A 19,896-nucleotide genomic window follows, 5' to 3' on the forward strand; every position below is an offset into this window, starting at 1 on the left:
ACTACTATGACGCATTATTCTTTTGGCAATGAGATCAGCGACAAAAGCCTCCCTAAGCATCTGAAAGTGGCCATTGTAGGGGCTGGTATGGCCGGATTATACAGTGCATGGCGGCTACAAAATGAATCAGACTGTGACAACCTGGCAATCTTTGAGCGATCTAATCGCACCGGCGGTCGACTGGATTCAGATTTAATTCAATTCAAAAATCAACGCAGTGATACGCCCCCCACGATTACAGTAAAAGAAGAACAAGGTGGCATGCGATTTTTATTCGATGGCATGGATGACTTGATGGCGCTGTTCCTTAACCTGGACCTCCAGGACCAGATAGTGCCCTTTCCCATGAACAGTGGCGGCGATAACCGATTATTTTTCCGCGGTAAAAGCTTCAGCGTTAACACCGCGGCGCAAGATAACTATCAGATTTGGTCTGAGCTTTACAATCTGGCGCCGTCTGAGCAGGGCGTTAATCCTAAGGACATTATCAATGTGGTCTTCAATCGCATTCTTCAGGCTAATCCTCAGTTTAAGGCCCGCCCAGAAGTAAGGGGCCCGGAATTCTGGCAGGCATTCAGACTGGAATGCCAATGGCAAGGCAAAACGCTCAATGAGTGGACGTTATGGGACCTTTACACGGCCATGGGTTACTCTCAGGAATGCATAAACATGCTGTACCGTGTACTTGGCTTCAATGGCACTTTTCTGTCACAGATGAATGCCGGGGTGGCCTATCAGCTACTGGAAGATTTTCCGGCAGGTGTGCAATTTAAAACCTTTAAAGATGGATTCAGCACACTGCCAAATTCACTAGTCGATAAAATAGGCACCGACAACATTCACTTGCAAACCAGTATTGAAGAGATCTCTTTTGTAGAAGAGAGCAATCACTACGAACTGCACTACCTTCACACAGACGACAGCGGACGCAGCCACAAAGGCAAAGTCACTGCCGAAAAAGTCATTCTTGCCCTGCCCAGATTAGCACTGGAGAAGCTTTTTGTTCGCTCTAACGCGTTTAACACGCTGGATAAAGAGCGCTCAGAACAATTATGGAACACTTTGCAATCCACCTCAAACCAGCCACTGTTGAAGATTAACCTCTATTACGACACTGCCTGGTGGGGACGCGGCACCACCGGACGTCCAGCCGTCGAATTTGGACCCAATTTTGCCGATCTACCGACCGGTTCGGTATACCCATTTTATGCTGTAAATGAAGAGTTGGTCGCGGCCCTGATGTATCAGGAGCGTAAAACCGAACCTTCACAAAGCACCCAGGCTAAACTGGATCACATTAGCAGTGAAAAATACGAGCGCCCCGCTGCATTGACGATATATTGTGACTACCTGAACATTAATTTCTGGAGCGCACTGCAAAATATTGGAGAGACCTATCACCACCCACATCAGGACGACTATGTCACTGACGTCCCGGGTGATATCTATCCCGCATCAACCGCTGTGGTTGAACAAGCCACTCGTTTCTTCAAAGACATTTTCAATACACACTATGTGCCAGAACCAATCCTGACCAGTGCGCGGATCTGGCAAGGCAGTGTCCGTTTTGATGTGCCACCAAGTCAACAATTTGGCTTTGGTGTACACCAATGGGCGGTGGGTGCTGATGACAAGCAAGTGATGGCTGAACTCACCGAGCCCCTGCCAAACTTATTTACTTGTGGTGAAGCCTTTTCTGACTACCAGGGTTGGGTAGAAGGTGCATTGCGCTCTACCGATCTCGCACTCAAGCAAGGATTTGGACTCCAGCCGCTAAGCGAAGTGTATGAGCAAACGACACACATCAGCTCATCTGAAGCCATTAAAGTTGCCTATGAGGAAAACGCCAGCAAGCTTATTAATCACTATATTGAGCCAAACTTCTCAGCAGGCAGCGCCCCGATTGAGAAGCCATCAGAGGTTGAAAACGTACTGGGTGTGAACCTCAGCTACTTCGACCTTAAGTGATCCTGCTTTGGGCACCTGTTTCGGGTGCCCTCACTACCTACTGGCAGAAGACAACCTGCCAAGCTTGCTCTGGAGAGAATAAATGACTCAAATAACGCACCATTTTACAGTCGCGGACTATTTCAAAGCACGACTGGAAGAAATTGGCGTCGATCAAATGTTTGGTGTCGCCGGTAACTACACCGCGGCTTTACTCGACACCATACTGGCTGACAGCCACTCACCAATTAGAATTAATGGCAATGCCAATGAGATTTGTGCCGGATTTGCTGCCGATGCATATGCCCGATTAAAAGGCCCAAGTGCCTTGTACGTTACTTACAGTGTAGGCGCATTCAGCCTGCTCAACACCATCGCCGGATCTTTCGTTGAACAAGTACCGGTGATCCTGATCAACGGCGCCCCTACTAACAAAGAAGATCAGATCTCAAAGAATGCCGGACTGCTCTACTCACACACGACCGGTTATGAATTTGTCGATATTCACATGTTCAGACCAATCACCGTCGCGGCTGAACGTATCACCAATGCCAATCAGGCGCCTTATCAGATTGACTCAGCCCTGGCGGCTCTGCTGTCAGAGCGCCGACCCGTGTATTTCGAAGTCAGTGAGGATGTCTGGCGGGCAGAGTGCATCAAACCTGGTCAGCCTCTTGCACTGAATAATCCAGCCAGCGTCACCGTCAGCGAAGCACAGCAAGCAGCTAAAGCGACAGTAGAGCTGATGCTTAGCCAGCCAAAAAGTATTTTTTGGGCAGGCGTAGAGCTGCAACGTTTTGGCCTGCAAAATACCTTTTTGGAATTGCTTGAAGTGATCAATCGCAGTCATACGGTGCCCGAAGGACATATTCACTTTGTCACCTCAGCCTTAAGCAAATCGGTTATTGCTGAAACCCACCCGTGGTTTGAAGGCTGTGTCACTATGAGTCCCTCCGAAGTAGACTCCTTGGTTGGAGACGACGGAGTTTTAGTTGGTGTTGGAGCCTGGACGACCGGCAAAGATACTGGCAATCAGGATATTCGCAGCAACCGCACTGTGCTCGCTGCGCAAGGAGGGGTATATGTTGGTGCCAACTACTACGCCTCTGCGACCCTTGAAGATTACTTACAGTGTCTGATTGAGGAGTTCACTGCACTGGCAAAGCAACAACCTGCCAGTTTAAGAGGGTTACGTATGCAACAACCACTGATGAAGCGCGCAACAGCGGATGCCCAACTGGGCTATGACAGCTTCTTTGCTACCCTCAGTCAATGGCTTGATGAAGATGATGTTCTGGTCGTCGATGCCGGCTTCCCGCTAATTGGCGCACAGAGTGTAAAAATACCAGCACAAGATGGCTTTGTTGCTCAGGCAGCCTGGCTGTCCATCGGCTACTCTGTACCTGCCGGCACGGGCATTAAATGTGCCTTCCCGGATAAACGTGCGGTTGTTGTCGTTGGTGATGGCGCTTTTCATGAAACCTGCCAGGCCGTTGCTGACCAACATGCTTATGGACAAAACACCGTCGTGTTTGTATTGGCAAACGGTATTTATGGTATCGAGCAATACCTGGTCAACCCTAACCCGTTCAGAACGCCGCCGGTTGATTATCAGGACAAGCTACTCGACACTGTCTACAGCTACAATGACTTACCAGCCTGGAAAATCGCCAATATTACCCAGGCTTTTGGTGGTGAAGGACGGCGAGCGAATACCCTGAGTGAGTTGATGGCTGTGATGGAGGAGATCAGGACCGATACACACAACAACTATGTTGTAGAAGTATCCATTCCTAAAACAGATACACCTCACTCTATCAGCGTTGAAGCTAACAGCGCCGTCGGGGAAGACGAAATCGCGAACTCACAGTGGCCACCTGCCAACAAGTTCTGAGTCAAGTAAGCATTGGCCTCCGGATGCGGGGGCCAATATCAGGGCACAGACATCATAAAGCCCACTCCCTATGAGGCACTTTATTAACATAGCGTACGCCAGATACGCCGAACACGCTCAGGAACAGTTAAACGCATTATCTGAGTCGATTTTTCCCCAATCGTCGCAAATTGAACAATAATAAAGTTAGGCAAAGTCAGGCAGGGAAAAGAAATGGATATCCAGAGTTTGGATCTCGCGATACTTACCGTAAATAGCCAATGGCAAGTAATTGATTTCAATGAGGCTACAGAAACACTCCTGCAATTGAGCAATCATAAAGCGCAACCTGTCTGCTTTTTTGATCTGTGCCAAATTGCAGAACGTGGCGAAGCAGACAGTGACTTTCTCAGCCAGACAGCTGGTAGCACTGCGCTAGCCATCTTACCCTCGGGCATGCGGCTCAATATTACTGTCAGTAACCACCTCAGCGCTGATACCTGCCTGATTATTAATCCTATTAGCCATCACCACCTGCCACAACTCGGTGAACTGGCTGAACTGGCACTACAATGTGGTGATATAGGGGTCTGGCAGGTTGATACCACCTTCGAACGTCCTTACTTTTCTCAGACTTTTTGCGCACTCCTACACTGCCCATCCTTAACCGACTGGCATGATTTTACCAATTTGATTTATGAAGATGACCGTCCACTGGCACTGAGTTTCATTGAGGAGCATATTCAGTCTAACGTCCGGCTAAAATTTGAATTTCGTGTATTAATAGACGCTGTGCCACACTGGTTTGAACTCAGTGGCGACCAGCGCCATGGCTGCGGTGATCATCTGAGCTTGTTTGGTACCTTGCGTGAGTGCACTCAGGAAAAACAGATGCTCATCCACCTTAACAGCGCCCATGAAAGCCGTCGTATTGCCCTGGAAGCTGGCAAGGTCGGCACCTGGAGTGTGCTCAGAAAAAGCGCTCAGTGGTATTGGGACTGGGACCCACAAACCAGTAGTATCTTTGATTTGGCTGCACAGGATACCGGCCGCTATGAGAAGTGGCTTGAACGCATTCATCCGAAAGACCGGGAGCGAGTCTCAAATGGACTCAAAGAAGCCCTTGAAAGCGGCGATGATTTTGAACAGGTATTTCGGGCTATCCTGCCCAGTAACGAGGAACTGCACATATTCGCTAAAGGCGTGGTTGCACAGGATGATTATGGTAACAACTATCGCCTTGATGGTGTCTGCGTCGATCAATCCGAAGTATATCGTGCCAACATGGAGCTATCCAAATTAAATGCCGAGTTGGAAACCCGCGTCAAAGCCCGCACGTCAGATCTGAAATGTGCCGTCACTAAAGCCGAGCGCGCAAGCCGTGCAAAGTCTGACTTTTTGGCGATGATGAGCCATGAGCTAAGAACACCGATGAATGCCATCATCGGCTCACTAGAGCTGCTCTCACTGCAAAAGCATGATCCTGAAGAGATGGAGCTGCTCGAAACCGCATCCGTCTCAGCAAAGAATCTGGTCGACATTCTGAACGATATTCTGGATATCAACAAAATTGAAGCGGGCAAGTTAGAATTAGAGTTCAGAGAGTTTGATATTTCAAAAACGCTGCATAACGTACTGCTGACCTTTGCCTCCAATGCCGAAAAACGCCATGTCAGTCTCAAAGTCGTTGAATCACCGCAGCTTCCCACAATGCTTTATTGCGACGAAAACCGGATCCGTCAGGTGCTCTTTAACCTGCTCAGCAATGCCATTAAGTTCAGTGGTCCCCCAGCCAAAGGCAGTGGTAATGTCGTCATTGAAGTAGATTGGCAGCTCCAAAGCCACAGTCAGGGCGAGCTCTCTATTCTAGTGAAAGACAATGGTATCGGTATTGATGAAAAAACCCAGAGAAAGCTCTTTCACCCTTTTACCCAGGCCGATAAATCAACCACTCGGGTATATGGTGGAACGGGTTTAGGGCTCGCCATTTCAAGAAACATAATCAACTTGATGGGTGGGCGAATAGGACTAAAAAGCAAAGTGGATCGCGGCAGTATTTTCAGAGTCAGTATTCCAATCCACCGATTCTCACATCACTGTGACACCGCTTTATTCCAGGACATTTATGTCACGCCAGATCACCATAATCCGCCAGAATCATACCCATATTCAGTACTAGAAAGGCTAGCGGTACACATGCACCAGGTGGACTTAGAACAGCTTCCTTCTCCTATACCGGACAAGGCACTTGTGTGCTGCTTTATTAAGTCAGAACAGGACCTTACGGAATTATGTAACTATCAGGAAACACTTAAAACGCATCGAGTATTAATCTGCCACCAAACAAGTTTTACCGAACAACTGAAACACTTGCTACCCGATGCAACATTTCTGAATATCGACCTGGCAACCCGCTATGGCATCACACGCCAGGCGATGCATTTACTCACCTATTTAGCAGATAAACAACCTGTCTCGAGTGTTCCCCAGTCATCAATTCCCAACAGTTCATGCTCAGGTACTGACGAAACTGGTGCGGTAGCTGACCTTCGCCCTGGAATTTTGCTGGTTGAAGATAACACTTTTAATCAAAACCTGATGGTGAAACAGCTGGCGAAGCTTGGCTACACCTGCACACTCGCAGAAAACGGCCAGCAAGGATTCGAAAGCTGGCGTCAGAAAGAGTACAAATTGATCCTCACCGACTGCCACATGCCTATCGTTGATGGATATGAAATGGCGAAGCGTATTCGCCAGACCGAAAAGCAATTGGCGCTCAAGGCCATTCCAATTGTGGCTGTGACTGGCGCAGCGGTTAAAAATGAATTAGAAAACTGCCACTTGTACGGCATTAATGATTGTATTGGCAAACCCGTTCAGCTCGAACGTTTTAAAACCGTCATAGAGAAATGGTATGGAAAGTAACAACACACACCTAACCAGACTGAATCAACAAACGCTGATAGACTTAATCGGCGAGGACCTGCCCACCATAGCAAAATTTCAACGCGATTTTGTCACTCAGGCAGAGTCCAGTTGCAAGCTATTTTTAAGCGCCTACAGCAACGCAGCATATTTAGAACTAAAAGAACATGCGCACTTTCTTAAAACGTCCGCCCGGGCCATAGGCGCAGAGCGGTGCAGTGAATATCTGGCTCAGCTAGAAGAGGCAGCCCTGTCAGCTGATCGTCAACATTGTCGCTCGCTGTTGATCAATATAGCGCAGGAAGTCAAAGCCCTTAACGCGTTAATTAATTGAACTCAATTACACAACTCAACATTTGAAACCTGACAGAGTATTATACCAATTTGCTTCATTAAGTGTTCTATTTTGAGGCGAGGAAATAGGCTCGATAATCAGGCAGAATTTTGCTATTTAGTTGTTCTAAATGAGAAATTTATAACGCCGTAAGCGTCATATTTACTCCTTCAAATAGAGCGGGTATTGAGTGAAATTGGTATTACGCACACTCCGTGCCTAACAACTTATTTACCGCATCCAGAATACTGCGCTTTGTTGATGGCTTCACAATATAGCCACCTAGGCCCAAAGAGGCCCATTTCCTGATCAGGTCTTTGTTGCGATTACTGGTGAGCGCCACAATGGGTATGCCATGGCAATGTTCGATAGCCCGGACATTCTTTGTGGTATTGTAACCATCTAGACCCGGCATAAATAAGTCCATGAAAATCATATCATAGCGATGCTTTCTTAGCTCTTTGATCGCGGCTAGCCCGTTTTCCATGCCATCCACCGAAAAGCCCTGCTCACGAAGTATGCCTGAGATCATTTCTCGATAGATTTCATTGTCTTCAACTATCATAATCCGTTTATCCGTGGGCATCACGGGCTGAGACACCTGCGCAGCATCAAAGGCGTGATCGTGCTCTGAGTGTTCGTCATGATGATTCCCCGACACATGAGACGGTGCTATGGACTCGTGTGCATCAGGCTCACGTACCTCATGCTCAATGTGCGCCTGCTCGGCGTGTTCTAGCGCTTCTTTGTGCGCACCACCGTGGTCCAGAACAGACGTAAATGCCGACGCCTGTGAGCCACTGAACATGTCAACAAGTTCATTGAGGGTAAAATGACTGTCATTAAGTTGCTGAGTGATCTGTTGAATGTCTTTGATCAACTGTTGCTGCAACATGTCCAGTAAAGGTAAGACGTGTTTTTCTTTTAACTGCTGCAACATTTGCGCTTTTATTTCGTCTTCTTCTTGCGCTTCGTTTAATGATGCTCTGGCTTGCAGAAAAGACTGTTCAGTGTTAACCCGGTAGTTAGCCGCCTGATCAATCAATTGTTTCAACCCGTTATCAATTCGGCCGAAGTGCTCTTCTTTTAGTTCAGTGATCTGCTGCGTGTCTTCGGCTTGCTGCAACATATTATGTAAGATCATCCTGAGCCGATAATTTTCATACATAGGTTTAAAAACAAAGTAATCATTAAATATGTCTTTGATGCAGCACCGAAAAGCGACCCCCGATTCTTTATTTTCGCATAACAAGATACTCTTATGCGGGTAATCTAGCACGCCCCTGCGCGCCAAAGCACTGTATGACTCGATGCTTGCCTTAACGTGCAACATAGCAAAAATAAGCACAGGCGGCTTACCCGATTGGATTACTTTATATGCGTCTTGGGTCCCCTCCAAGGTTCTAAACGCTGTAACCTGAGAACTGATAACCTTGCAAACACCCACCATTTCGTGCGCATCATCACAAATCATTATCACTTTTGGATGTCGCTCTCCGTAATCCACCTCACCTTTATGCATACCTGTCTCCTGAGCCTCGGTGACCATCAATTCATTGACTGCACTTTAAGGATAGTCCAAGCAGAGGTGTTTATACTAATGCCTGTGCACGGCATTCATATATGAGATGTTTGCGCGATCAGCTACGCACAGGTGGTGGCATTAACTCGGCTTCGTTCAGCACCAATTTTTTGTTCATTTCTCGACGCAGTAGCAGATAGCTGATGACAGCCTGACAATATACAGTCGTTACAGAAAATACCCAGATCTGCTCAATCTCAAAGTCGTGCTGCCCTGCCAGCCAGACAACGGGCACCGCAAACAACACAAATCGACTGGCGGTGCTGTATAACGCCGGCCAAGTATTACCCAGCGCCTGAAACATACCCGAGGCTGTAAAGGTGTAACCTGCTGGGACAAAGTTCAAACACACATATCCTAAAAACGTCGCGGCAACCAATATGACCTGAGGTTCATCACTGAATGGAGCAAAAAACCAGCTTGCATTAACCAGGCATGCAAGCGTGAGTATGGTCATCAGCACGCATGTCAGTATACTGGTATAGCGGTAGGTTTGCTGTACCCGGTCATATTTACCAGCAGCATAGTTTTGGGCGGCAATGGCAGGGGCTGCAAATGCAACGGCCATAACGGGTAAAAAAAGCACTTGCATGATCCGGACACCCAACCCAAATCCAGCCTGAGCGCTCGCGGCAAACTGACTAAGTGCCCAGTAAATCACTGACATGTACATGAAAGTAAGTAAAAACTCGCCGCCTGACGGTAACCCCAGATTAATTACCTGAAGGATCCGTTTGCGATCAGGGCGCAGTGCTTTATTCGGCAGACTCAGATAATCGACTTTACTGATGAAGTACCACAGTGTCATCACCATAGCAGCGAACGCAGACAGAGAACTGGCCAGTCCTGCCCCTGTCACACCCAGGGCATTGCCCGTCCCCCAACCGGATATCAAAATGGGCGACAAAATAATATTCAGGACCACCGCCAGCATCGAAATCAACATAACGGGCTTAACAACTCCCGCTCCGCGCAGTGCAGCTGCCGTGACGGTGAGCCCAAACTGTAGTAATAAAGCGGGCAGAAACCAGTAAAAGTATTCTGTTGCTGCTTGGCGAGTCGCGGTGTCAGGCGTCATAAACTCGAAAAAAATGTGCCCAAATACATAGCCAAGCAAGGCAAACGCCACGGTGCAAAATCCGGCAATTAACATACTCTGATGGAATAATGCGTTTGCCTCAGCACGGTCCTTTTTGCCAACCGCATGAGCCACTAAAGTGCCACACCCAATGTTTAGAACCTGAGTCAGGGCCATGATAAAAAAGAACACACTGCCCGCATTACTCACGCCTGCCAGCGCAGTTGCCCCCAACGCCCCAACAAAATACAGGTCAACCAGAAAATACAGCGTCTGGATAAACATGCCAATCGCCATCGGAACGGCCATAGTAATAAGGTGGGTAACGATTTTCCCCTGAGTCAGATCCTTCATTAAAATCATTCCTGTATGATTCATTTATCCATTGTACCGTTTATTTTTAACTCGTCATTGACTATTTTGCGTCTCATGTGGGATAGCAAAAGGTGTAGCAGGCAAACTATGTCACTGTCATATCTATACAGACGATGAGTATGTGGCATACTGAACACTCTGTTGGTAAAGGTAATATTTATGGCAAAGTACACTAACAAAGCGCACACATCTCAAGATACCACTGTGGCGGTGACAGACATGATCCAGGCGATACATAGTCACAATCTGGCGCGCATAAAACACTGCTATGAACAAGCCACTGATACGCAACGCACGGCTCAGCTCAGGCACTGCTTTGAAGCAGCCAGCAATCACACATCAAACTATGAACATTACCAAAATATCACTGCCCACTGTATCAGCCAACATGGCCTGCCGACAGGAGTGATTGCGGGGATCAATACCACAGAGCGAGTCGACTTTTTTATGCCAGCGCTGCAGGCTGCAAGTGCATTTAACGCAACAAATCATCAAGGCAATACATTTTTGCACTGCCTGTTTGCCAATCCTGCAAACCCGCTTCCCCCATTTAATTATATCCGCTCACTGCTCCTTTTTGAGCGCAATGAATCTTTGGCCGAAGCATTAATTGTACGCAATCATCAGGGATTCAATGCACTGGAAGTTTATTTGAGTTTCAACCCACTCCCCCACGAACTCCCTCAGCACGAACTGACTGCCTGGCTGGCGTTATGCGAGGCCCTGCGCACCTTAAATGGGGTAAACAATGACAACCTGAATAAAGTGATGGCTCACCTGAGTGGTCCAAACATGGAAGGGATGCCAGGTAACCAGCATCGCCTCACGCTTATCGCCAGTTATTACCAGGTGCCAGTGAGTTCACTATCAAGGATGAATTAGACGTTATCGGCGTGTGTAGCCAAAGTGATCTTTCATCATGACGGTAAGTCATGACAGTCCCACCACTGGATTTGTCACGCAGGCAGGCGTATTCCACGGCCTCAAATGCAGAGCGGCCAAAGTCCATCGCAGCGATTGCCCAGTTGGCCCCACTGCCAATTGCCCAGTTTAAAGACAAGGGCTCCAGAAAACGACGGCCATGGCGAATTTCGCCAAAGAATACAGCCCCCTCATCATCAACAAAAAAGAAGGTGCAAGTGATTTTATCAAACTGATTATCGTGCCAGTGAGCCAGCAAATGTTCAATTTCGGCGCAATTGCCTGATGCAAACACATAGCCATCGTCTACACGATGGCACTTGCGTGTTGCCCAGGACACAATAGTTTGGCTGGTCGAGGTAAGGCTGTCAGTGCAGATGGTTCTTGAGTCATGATGGTAGGCGATGGTTGTCAAATGCGCTCCTTAGTGATGTTCCTTCAATTCAAAAATAACCTAATCTTATTGCTATGACCGGGCCTTTTTGACCTGATAATCACAATAAATTGCTGAACATCCGGTTTAAACATCAATATAAGGAGTAAAAAATTAATACAACATTAACAACCAATACATCATTGAAGACGAGTTGTCTGCACTTGACTTCACAAGCCCTACACTAGGGTGCGGCCACACCTGCGTGACAACAGCAACCCCTCATCGCCCGGCTAGCTTAAAACGCAGCCATACAGCGCTGATAATCAAGGTAAAAGTATAAACTTACGCTTAAACCATCAGCGCAACAACACCTATCCCGACAATCAAAACTGCCAAAGGCGCCAACCATTTCCAGGGTAAACTCTGCACGTCTTCTGAAAGCTGTTCAGCGCTTGCAGCGCTCGGTTCAGTCACAGGTTGAGCTGGCTTTTGCTCGGCCTCGAGTTGTGCTTCAACGGGCTCGGATGGCTGTACAGGCAGTTGCCACTGATAACCCTTTTTGGAGAAAGTCTTAATCGCGTCATCACCAAACAGCGCTCGCAAGTGGCCAATATTCTGGAACACTACTTGCTCAGTGACCGTTCTGCCTGGCCATACATGCTCAAGGATCTCAGCTTTGCTATAGATCTTCTGAGGGTCAGACAAAAACAACCCCAGCAACATGGCTGGCTTTTCTTTTATACTTATTTTTCGGCCTTGTTTTGACAATGCCAGGTTCTGGCAGTCAAACTCAAAATCTTGGAATGTTAACTTCATCGTCCTTCAGCTTTATAATTATAATAATTGTCACATTACAGGGAGCACATGACCATCTGATCAACGACATGTCCCTTTTGTTAGTTCAACAAGCTTAACATGTTCCCAACCTCGGATCAGTACTCCAATGTAACGATTTATAACATTTGCCTTTTTAGCTTATTGGTCAGGCTTGCCCAGCCGCTTTCACCAAACTGAAATACTGCCAGACTTACCATAATCACTGATGCCCCGACCAGTAAAGTCAGTGTGATCTGTTCATTGTTGATCCAGGCACCTAACAGCATGGCAAACCCCGGAGTGATTAACGTAGTCAACGCAACTGTGCTGGCTTGAAGTTTCTGCAGCACGTGAAAATAAGCAATAAACCCAACCAAAGAGCCAAAGACACTGAGATACACAGTGGCCAAAACGGAGCTGACTTGCCAGCTTTGCACATTCAGTTGACCATCGCTGAACCACCACACCAAACCAAACATAGGTGTTACCAGTAGCAATGCACCAAAGGTAGAAGCCAGTGGATGGATCGACAGTTGCACGCGTTTTATCATCACACCACTGAGACTAAAACAGCTCACCGCCCCAAGTACATACATCAAACCTTGAGGTGCCAGAGCCAACTCATTGAGTTGTGACATACAGACCAGGTACAAACCAACCATAGACAGAGCTAATCCCAGCCACTTGATGATACTAAAACTGGCCTCCCTCAGTAATCGCTGTGCCAGCAAACCAGATAACACAGGCGCAAGACCAAATATCAAGGAGATCACACCCGATGGTACGGTTTGTGCGGCGAGGTAACTCAATAACATACCGCCAAAAATACCTAAACTTGAATAGCTATATAATGCCCAGGCCTGCCTGGATACGGGAACCCGGTAACGACCAATCAATACGATGATAAAACACAACACCAGAGCGATGGCCATGCGCAAGAAAACACTCAGCGTTGGTGACATTCCCGCGCTGCTGATCACAATGCCCAACGGCGTTGTGGACCAGATGATGATAACCAGAATGTAAGATGCCTGAACTGGCATAATGAACTCCCCAAATCGGGGCAGTATAAGAGGCTGGAAATACACAATGATGACTAACCGCTGATACTGCCGCGGTTAGTAAGTGACTCCTACAAACCGCAAACAACACGCCACACACAGGCCAAATTATTCAGCCAGGTAGTAAGCGATGTAGACACGGTGATAAGAGTCATGAATTTATTCTTATTTATTAATGAACAACCTTTTTATCATGCCAGATACCAAAGTCAATGGCTGATATCCAAAAATTATTGTCTGTCGGCTATCTCGCCAATCACAGTGGCAAAAAGTCAGCCTCCCACCTTTATACAAACTCAAAACCCAGAATAGCCCTACTGAACAAATTTTACTCGTTTCTCTAATCGCGCCACAGTTAAAAAAGCACAAAACAAACAATAATTTAACAATAAAAGTTTACAACCTAGTTCTGACCCTGTTATAAATACATATAACAATAAAATAAAATAACCTTAAAAAACATATTGTTGAAGCATTTACCATAAAACCATGTAGAAAATGTGAACCACAAAATTAAAACTTAAATAAAACATTTAAAAAACACAAGTTAACAGGATTGACAGGTACATTAACAAGTCTCCATAATAGCGTTTAATGCAAAAGCAGTATTTCAACCAACTCAAAGTGCAATATTATGGATTTTCAGCTTTCCGACTATCAAACCGAGTTATACGATTCCGCGCTTCGCTTTGCTTCAGAGGTGCTCGACAAGGATGCGCACCAGCGTCAGCGCAATCATCACTTCGCACCTGAGCTTTGGCTGCAGGCTGCCCAATTTGGCTTCACCGGGCTGGCAGTAGACGAAACCTATGGCGGTGCAGATCTGGGGGCACTCAACACCATGTTAATGGTAGAGGCACTGGGCAAAGGCAGCCGCGATCTCGGTTTATCATTCTCCCTGTGTGCTCATCTGTTTGCCTGCGTGATGCCCCTCGCACGTTTCGCTAGTGACCAATTGAAGCGGGACTTTCTTGAACCACTGGTTGCGGGAAAATTGATCGCAGCCAATGCGGCTACCGAACCTGGTGCTGGCTCAGATATCTACAGTATGAAAACGACTGCCGTCAAAGAAGCGGGTGGCTACCGGCTTAATGGCCAGAAAACCTACATCACCAATGCGCCTGTTGCCGACGTGTTCGTGGCCTACGCACGAACCAATCCCGACCACGGTTTTATGGGGGTGTCCGCTTTCATCATTCCCAAGGACACGCCTGGGCTGTCAACTGGTGCCAGTCAATCTAAAGACTGTCTGGCCAGTTGCCCGATGGGGGATGTGTTTTTTGACAACGTGTTTGTCAACGAATCACAACGCATCGGTTTTGAAGGAGCTGGCGGCGCTATCTTTCATGACTCTATGATCTGGGAAAAAGGCTGTCTGTTTGCACTGTTTGTTGGTGCCCTGGACAGGTTACTTGAGAGCACGCTGAACTATGCCACTGAGCGCAAGCAGTTTGGTAAAAAAATCGGTCATTTTCAGTCGGTTTCTAACCGTATTATTGATATCAAACTGCGCCTTGAGCAGTGTCGCCTGATGCTCTATCGCGCAGGCTGGAAATACGACCAGGGACAAGATGCTGAGATTGACATTGCTATGAGCAAGCTGTTGATTTCGGACTACGCCGTCCAGTCTTCACTGGATGCCATTGCCACTTTTGGTGGCGCTGCAATCGATGCGGATATGGGCATTGTCCAGGTGCTCCTGGATACGTTGCCCAGCCGTATTTTCTCCGGCACCAATGATATTCAACGCGAGATCATCGCCCGAAAACTTGGCTTAAGAGGAGCCTGAACATGCTAGTTCAACGGATCTTTGCAGTACTCTATATGCTGGCCGGACTGGCCAAAGCATTTCCACAATTAGAAAATGTCCCCGACATTCTGCGCCAAGCAGCCGCAGCCAATCAGGGCACCTGGTATGCTGGGATCAGTAATCTGTTAGCCCAGCATGGTGATATCACCAATGTAATTGTCGCAATCGCACTATTTGGCTCAGGTCTGGTGTTATGGCTCAATCCACGCTGGACGCGCTTTGTGATCTACGGCCAGCTTGTCATGATGGCAGTCTTCATCACCTTACTGCATCGCTCTCAGCCACAAGTGATCCCGCTGGATGCCATTTTTATCATCGCAGCACTGGCGATGTTACGTCAGCAATTTCGCCGTACTGCTACTAAACGTGTATTTGCCAGCCAGGATTTTGCCAAACCCAAAGCGCAAGCAAAGTCACCCGACAAACCGAAGCTGGCAGATGAGTATGACGTGATCATCATAGGTGCTGGTATCTCAGGCCTGACCGCCGCCAGCGAATTTACCACAGAGCGTGTACTGGTACTGGAGAAAAGCCCCACCTTCGGCGGTAATGCGCGCTGTAACAGTCATCGCTCACTATCGCATCCGATTGCCGGGGTGTGTTTCCAACAGCCCGTGCCAGGCTCAGATATGGATCAGCTGCTGACTAAACTGGACCTGCAAAATAAATTTAAAACCAATGCCGAAGATACGTTAGTTTTCTTCGATACAGTTCTACTGCTCAAGTGTCTCAATGAGATCACTTTAGGCTTTATAAAATTTCCCAGCTACCTGCTTAAACCATCAGTTTGGGGGTTAACAGGCCAGCTACTGCTGAACGCCTTGATTGGAAAGCCTTATGTTGTTGCCGCCAAGCAACTGGGCGATCCCATCTTCGCTGACCTGTATCAGTTTCTTGACGAATTTGCTGCCACTACAGATCGCTTCCCACACGTGCCCTGGCATGAACAAACTGGCTGGAGCAAAGAAGAAATGGTGCAGCTGGACTGCCTATCTTTATACAGTTATCTGTTCGAGCCGGAAAAAACCGCATCATTCCCAGCGCATTTACAACCACCTCGTAAGCTCGGCAAGCTGGTTGAAAATGCGGTAACAACCACGCTCAGAGTCGAGTGTCTGGATATCCATGAAGTTTCGGCCTACGTAGGCCTGCACTTTCTCGTTGGTTATCTGCGTGGCAATTTAGTCACCCTACCAGGCGGTAATGGCCATATCAGCGAAGCTTTGGTTGCCCACCTGCACAAACAAACGAACATCACACTATTGAGCGATGTGGTACTGACCAATCTGGACAATACCGAAGCGAGCGTGCAACTGACCGCCAAAGTACAGCACCATAATATCTCGGTCAAAGCCAAAAAGCTGATTTGGGCCGCGCCCAAGCATCACGTGACAGATTGGCTCCCAACGCTACCAGAAACCCAGATCAAGGCCATCAAAGCCATTCGTCACGAAGATTATTATCTCGCCAATGCACTGTTATCACGCCCGGTGCTCAGCCATTCCTTTGGCGGTTACCTGATTGAACCCGACCGCCCAGAGAAACCGTACGCCTGGTGTAAAGCTGGTACCTGCCTGGTCGCTAACTGGATGGACAGCGATAGCCGCAGCGAAGGCGGCGTGCTGACCTTGCTCAAACCAACGACACGCGAAGAACGACAAGGGCGCACAGCAGAAAACGACTTTACCGGATTGCAGCAGCAGACCTACCGCGAAATCTCACTGATGTTAAATAATATCGGTGTTGACCCGCGCATCGTTGAAGACATTCAGATCTGGTACTGGCCTGACGCCTTGGTCACTTCGGTCATTGGGCAACAGGCCAGCGGCCTATTTCAAAGTGCCTCACAACCACATTTTAGCGTGCACTTTGCCAATCAGGACAGCGTTGGGATAGGTAACCTTGAAAGTGCCATCTTTGCCGGCAAACAGGCTGCAACACAAATTAAACGCGCATTACAACATACGGATACAACCGCCATTTCGCGTAATAAGGAGACGGTATAATGAGCCAATCACTCGTCGTCGCCCTCAGTGGCAACGAACAACTGGAATTAGGTCACCTAGGCGGCAAAGGCCACTCACTGAATCATCTGATCCGTGCAGGCCTGCCCGTCCCACCTGCTTTTTGCATCACTGCAGAGGCCTATCAAACCTTTGTTAACACCGCATTGCCGGATGACTTGCTCAGTGCGCCTGAGCTGGATAAGGTGCGAGATACTATCCTCAGTGCCGATATTCCTGAGCAGTTACGTACTGCCATTGCATCAGCCTATCAGGGACTGGGCGACAATGCACAAATAGCCGTTCGTTCGTCGGCCCTCGACGAAGATGGCCAGAGCCAGAGTTTTGCTGGTCAGTACGAAACTTACCTGCATGTGCAGGGTAACGACAGTGTGATGGAAAAAGTTCGCGCATGCTGGGCTTCATTGTGGGCAGAACGTGCTGCCGGATATCGCAACAGCAGTGCTGCGGATACCGCCATTGCCGTGGTGTTACAAACTATGGTGGATGCTGATGCTGCCGGAGTCATGTTCACTCAGGACCCGCTCAGTGGCGACACCAATAAAGTGGTCATAGATAGCTGCTGGGGCCTGGGTGAAGGTGTGGTATCCGGACAAGTAAGTACCGACAGCTTTATCCTCGACAAAGACAGCGGTGAGCTGCTGCAACAAGAGATCCGCGTTAAGCCTCAATATTGTCAGCGCAACGCACAAGGCCAGGTTACCTTGCTAAGTACGCCAGAGGCGCAACAGCAGTCAGCCAGCCTGAACGAAGCTCAGCTCGCACAGTTGCTCACTTTGGCTAAGCAGGCACAGGCACTCTATCAGACCGAACTGGACATCGAGTGGGCCCTGAAGGATGACAAGATCTGGCTACTCCAGGCCCGCCCGGTCACCACTCAGGCCAGTAAAGCAGAACCCATTTATGCGAACCCCTGGGAGCAGGATCAACGTATTAAAGAGGGGGCATTTTTTTCTCGTATGGACACCGGTGAAATCGTCACTGGACTCATGACCCCACTCGGCCTGTCATTTTGTGAGTTCTATCAGAAGCACATTCATGGCCCGGCCATCAAAACCATGGGCCTGGCTGACATCAGCGACTGGCAAGTTTATATGGGCTACATTCAGGGTCAGGTATATCTGAATATCTCCGGCTCCGCACACATGCTGCGCCAGTGCCCGCCCACCCGGGATGAGATGAAGTTCACCACCCGCTATGCGACGTCAGATATCGATTTCAGCAACTACCGTAACCCTTATGGACCTGGTGTAGAGGGCTGGGATTATGCGAAAAGTGCCTGGCACTGGTTAAAACAGCAAGTTCACAATATGCGCAATGCCGGTAAAATCGTGGATGACATGATTGCACTGCGCGAAAGCGAAACGAAGCGCTTTTTGGCGCTGGATTTGCCCAGTATGTCACTCAGTGAGCTGGACAAAGAGCTGACCCGAATCGACACCTACTTTTTGGACTCCTGCGCCGCTTACATGCCTTTCTTTTTACAGTCATTTGCGCTGTACGATGCACTGGCTGAGACCTGTGAAGAACACTTCAAAGATCAAGGCGAAGGGCTGCAAAATCGCATTAAAGCCTCCATGAACAACCTGCGAACCATAGAAGTGACACGGGGGATCCTGGATCTTGTCGAACAGGTTCAGAGTAATCCTGAGCTAAAAGCCGTGTTTGAACGTTTTGAGGCTGAAGAACTGGTAAGCATCCTCCCCGCGCATCCGCTGGGGCAACCATTCTGGCAGGGGCCATTTGAAGCCTTTTTGCTCGAATTTGGCGCCCGTGGCCGTCAGGAGTTTGAATTGAGTATTCCACGCTGGCGTGACGATCCCAGTTACTTGTTACAGGTCATGAAAATGTACCTGAAACACCCGGTCGATCTGGAGAAGAAGCTCAAAGAGACCGAAAGCTTGCGCGAAGCCGACAGCGAGCAACTCTTTAAAGCTTTACCCGCCGGTGCGCGCTTTAAACTTAAGACCATTATCAAACTATATGGGGTTATGGCAGAGCGCCGTGAAGCGACTCGCCCTACCTTTATTACAGAGACCTGGTTCTATCGCTGCATCATTCTTGAAGTACTGTCGCGCCTGGAGCGAGACAATCTGGCGAAAGTAGCCGACTTGCCTTATATCGATTTCAACCGCCTGCGTGATTATGTCGCCGGACGCATGGGGGCCGCTGAGGCATTCAGCGAATCTCTGCTCAATGCCAATCGCCACAGTCACTTGTTCAACTTGCATGCTGAAGAGCCACCAATGGCAATCATTGGCCCATATACGCCAAAAATGAAGACCACGGCACAAACACACAGCGATTCGATGAGTGGCCTGGCCGCCAGCCCCGGCAAGATAGTCGCCAAGGCACGGGTTATTACCGATCTGCAAGCACAGGCTGGTGAATTGGAGCCTGGAGAGATTTTGGTCGCACGCTTTACCGATGCCAGCTGGACGCCTTTATTTGCACTCGCCAGCGGAGTTGTCACGGACATCGGGTCCACACTATCTCACAGCTGTATTGTGGCACGTGAATTTGGCATTCCGGCTGTCGTGAACTTACACAGTGCAACCCAGGCGATTAAAAGTGGCGACACGCTGATCCTCGACGGAGATCAGGGCACGGTGATCATTCAGCGGGAATAATCTAATCCATCGCGGGCCACAGGCCCGCATCTCAACATTTAACTTAACAATACAACGGCAAGTAGCGTGCTGCCGCCGTTGCGGGTCGTTGCGTGCAGTTTTTTATGACGAACCGAGTTTTAGCAGGCAGCAGAAGGAATAAAT

The 19,896-nt window shown here is 48.4% G+C and carries 13 protein-coding genes; 8 read left to right on the forward strand and 5 right to left on the reverse strand.

What is annotated here, in order from left to right; translation table 11 throughout:
- Window positions 1-6 precede the first annotated feature (6 nt).
- The 4 genes from CWC22_RS13930 to CWC22_RS13945 all read left to right on the forward strand — a co-directional run bounded on the left by CWC22_RS13930 (window position 7) and on the right by CWC22_RS13945 (window position 7,079).
- Entirely contained in the window at window positions 7-1,968 is a 1,962-nt protein-coding gene (locus CWC22_RS13930; protein WP_138537631.1) for an FAD-dependent L-amino acid oxidase, read from the forward strand.
- Window positions 1,969-2,050: 82 nt separating this feature from the next.
- Window positions 2,051-3,841 carry an alpha-keto acid decarboxylase family protein gene (locus CWC22_RS13935; RefSeq protein WP_138537632.1) on the forward strand — a complete coding sequence of 597 codons (1,791 nt, stop codon included), beginning with the start codon at window positions 2,051-2,053 and terminating at the stop codon, window positions 3,839-3,841.
- A gap of 213 nt (window positions 3,842-4,054) precedes the next feature.
- Complete coding sequence (locus CWC22_RS13940; RefSeq protein ID WP_138537633.1) at window positions 4,055-6,745, forward strand: PAS domain-containing hybrid sensor histidine kinase/response regulator; 2,691 nt, start codon at window positions 4,055-4,057, stop codon at window positions 6,743-6,745.
- On the forward strand, window positions 6,735-7,079 hold the full coding sequence (locus CWC22_RS13945; RefSeq protein WP_138537634.1) for an Hpt domain-containing protein: 345 nt from the start codon (window positions 6,735-6,737) through the stop codon (window positions 7,077-7,079). The genes CWC22_RS13940 and CWC22_RS13945 overlap by 11 nt, the downstream gene beginning before the upstream one ends.
- 202 nt (window positions 7,080-7,281) lie before the next feature.
- Here CWC22_RS13945 and CWC22_RS13950 read toward each other — a convergent pair whose 3' ends face one another.
- Window positions 7,282-8,601 (reverse strand): response regulator, encoded by a 1,320-nt coding sequence (locus CWC22_RS13950; RefSeq protein ID WP_171045030.1) that lies wholly within the window; start codon window positions 8,599-8,601, stop codon window positions 7,282-7,284.
- 118 nt (window positions 8,602-8,719) lie between these two features.
- Window positions 8,720-10,093 (reverse strand): MATE family efflux transporter, encoded by a 1,374-nt coding sequence (locus tag CWC22_RS13955; RefSeq protein WP_138537635.1) that lies wholly within the window; start codon window positions 10,091-10,093, stop codon window positions 8,720-8,722.
- A 180-nt stretch (window positions 10,094-10,273) separates the two neighbouring features.
- Between CWC22_RS13955 and CWC22_RS13960 the strand changes: the two genes are divergently transcribed.
- Window positions 10,274-10,996 (forward strand): hypothetical protein, encoded by a 723-nt coding sequence (locus CWC22_RS13960; RefSeq protein ID WP_138537636.1) that lies wholly within the window; start codon window positions 10,274-10,276, stop codon window positions 10,994-10,996.
- Here CWC22_RS13960 and CWC22_RS13965 read toward each other — a convergent pair.
- The 3 genes from CWC22_RS13965 to CWC22_RS13975 all read right to left on the reverse strand — a co-directional run bounded on the left by CWC22_RS13965 (window position 10,944) and on the right by CWC22_RS13975 (window position 13,270).
- Entirely contained in the window at window positions 10,944-11,450 is a 507-nt protein-coding gene (locus CWC22_RS13965; protein WP_138537637.1) for a proteasome subunit alpha, read from the reverse strand. The genes CWC22_RS13960 and CWC22_RS13965 overlap by 53 nt on opposite strands.
- A 309-nt stretch (window positions 11,451-11,759) precedes the next feature.
- A complete protein-coding gene (locus tag CWC22_RS13970; protein ID WP_138537638.1) occupies window positions 11,760-12,227 on the reverse strand; it encodes a winged helix-turn-helix domain-containing protein in 468 nt (155 codons plus the stop codon).
- Window positions 12,228-12,364: 137 nt separating this feature from the next.
- A complete protein-coding gene (locus CWC22_RS13975) occupies window positions 12,365-13,270 on the reverse strand; it encodes a DMT family transporter (RefSeq protein WP_138537639.1) in 906 nt (301 codons plus the stop codon).
- 652 nt (window positions 13,271-13,922) lie between these two features.
- Here CWC22_RS13975 and CWC22_RS13980 point away from each other — a divergent pair.
- From CWC22_RS13980 to CWC22_RS13990, 3 genes are read left to right on the forward strand one after another with little or no spacing between them, the layout of a single operon-like run.
- On the forward strand, window positions 13,923-15,077 hold the full coding sequence (locus CWC22_RS13980) for an acyl-CoA dehydrogenase family protein (RefSeq protein WP_125559952.1): 1,155 nt from the start codon (window positions 13,923-13,925) through the stop codon (window positions 15,075-15,077).
- A gap of 2 nt (window positions 15,078-15,079) precedes the next feature.
- Window positions 15,080-17,104, forward strand: coding sequence for a DUF6041 domain-containing protein (locus CWC22_RS13985; RefSeq protein ID WP_138537640.1), 2,025 nt, complete (start codon window positions 15,080-15,082; stop codon window positions 17,102-17,104).
- Window positions 17,104-19,752 carry a PEP/pyruvate-binding domain-containing protein gene (locus CWC22_RS13990; RefSeq protein WP_138537641.1) on the forward strand — a complete coding sequence of 883 codons (2,649 nt, stop codon included), beginning with the start codon at window positions 17,104-17,106 and terminating at the stop codon, window positions 19,750-19,752. Before CWC22_RS13985 ends, CWC22_RS13990 begins: the two co-directional genes overlap by 1 nt.
- Window positions 19,753-19,896 lie beyond the last annotated feature (144 nt).

The sequence above is a fragment of the Pseudoalteromonas rubra genome, assembly GCF_005886805.2.
Taxonomy (GTDB): Bacteria; Pseudomonadota; Gammaproteobacteria; order Enterobacterales; family Alteromonadaceae; genus Pseudoalteromonas; species Pseudoalteromonas rubra_D.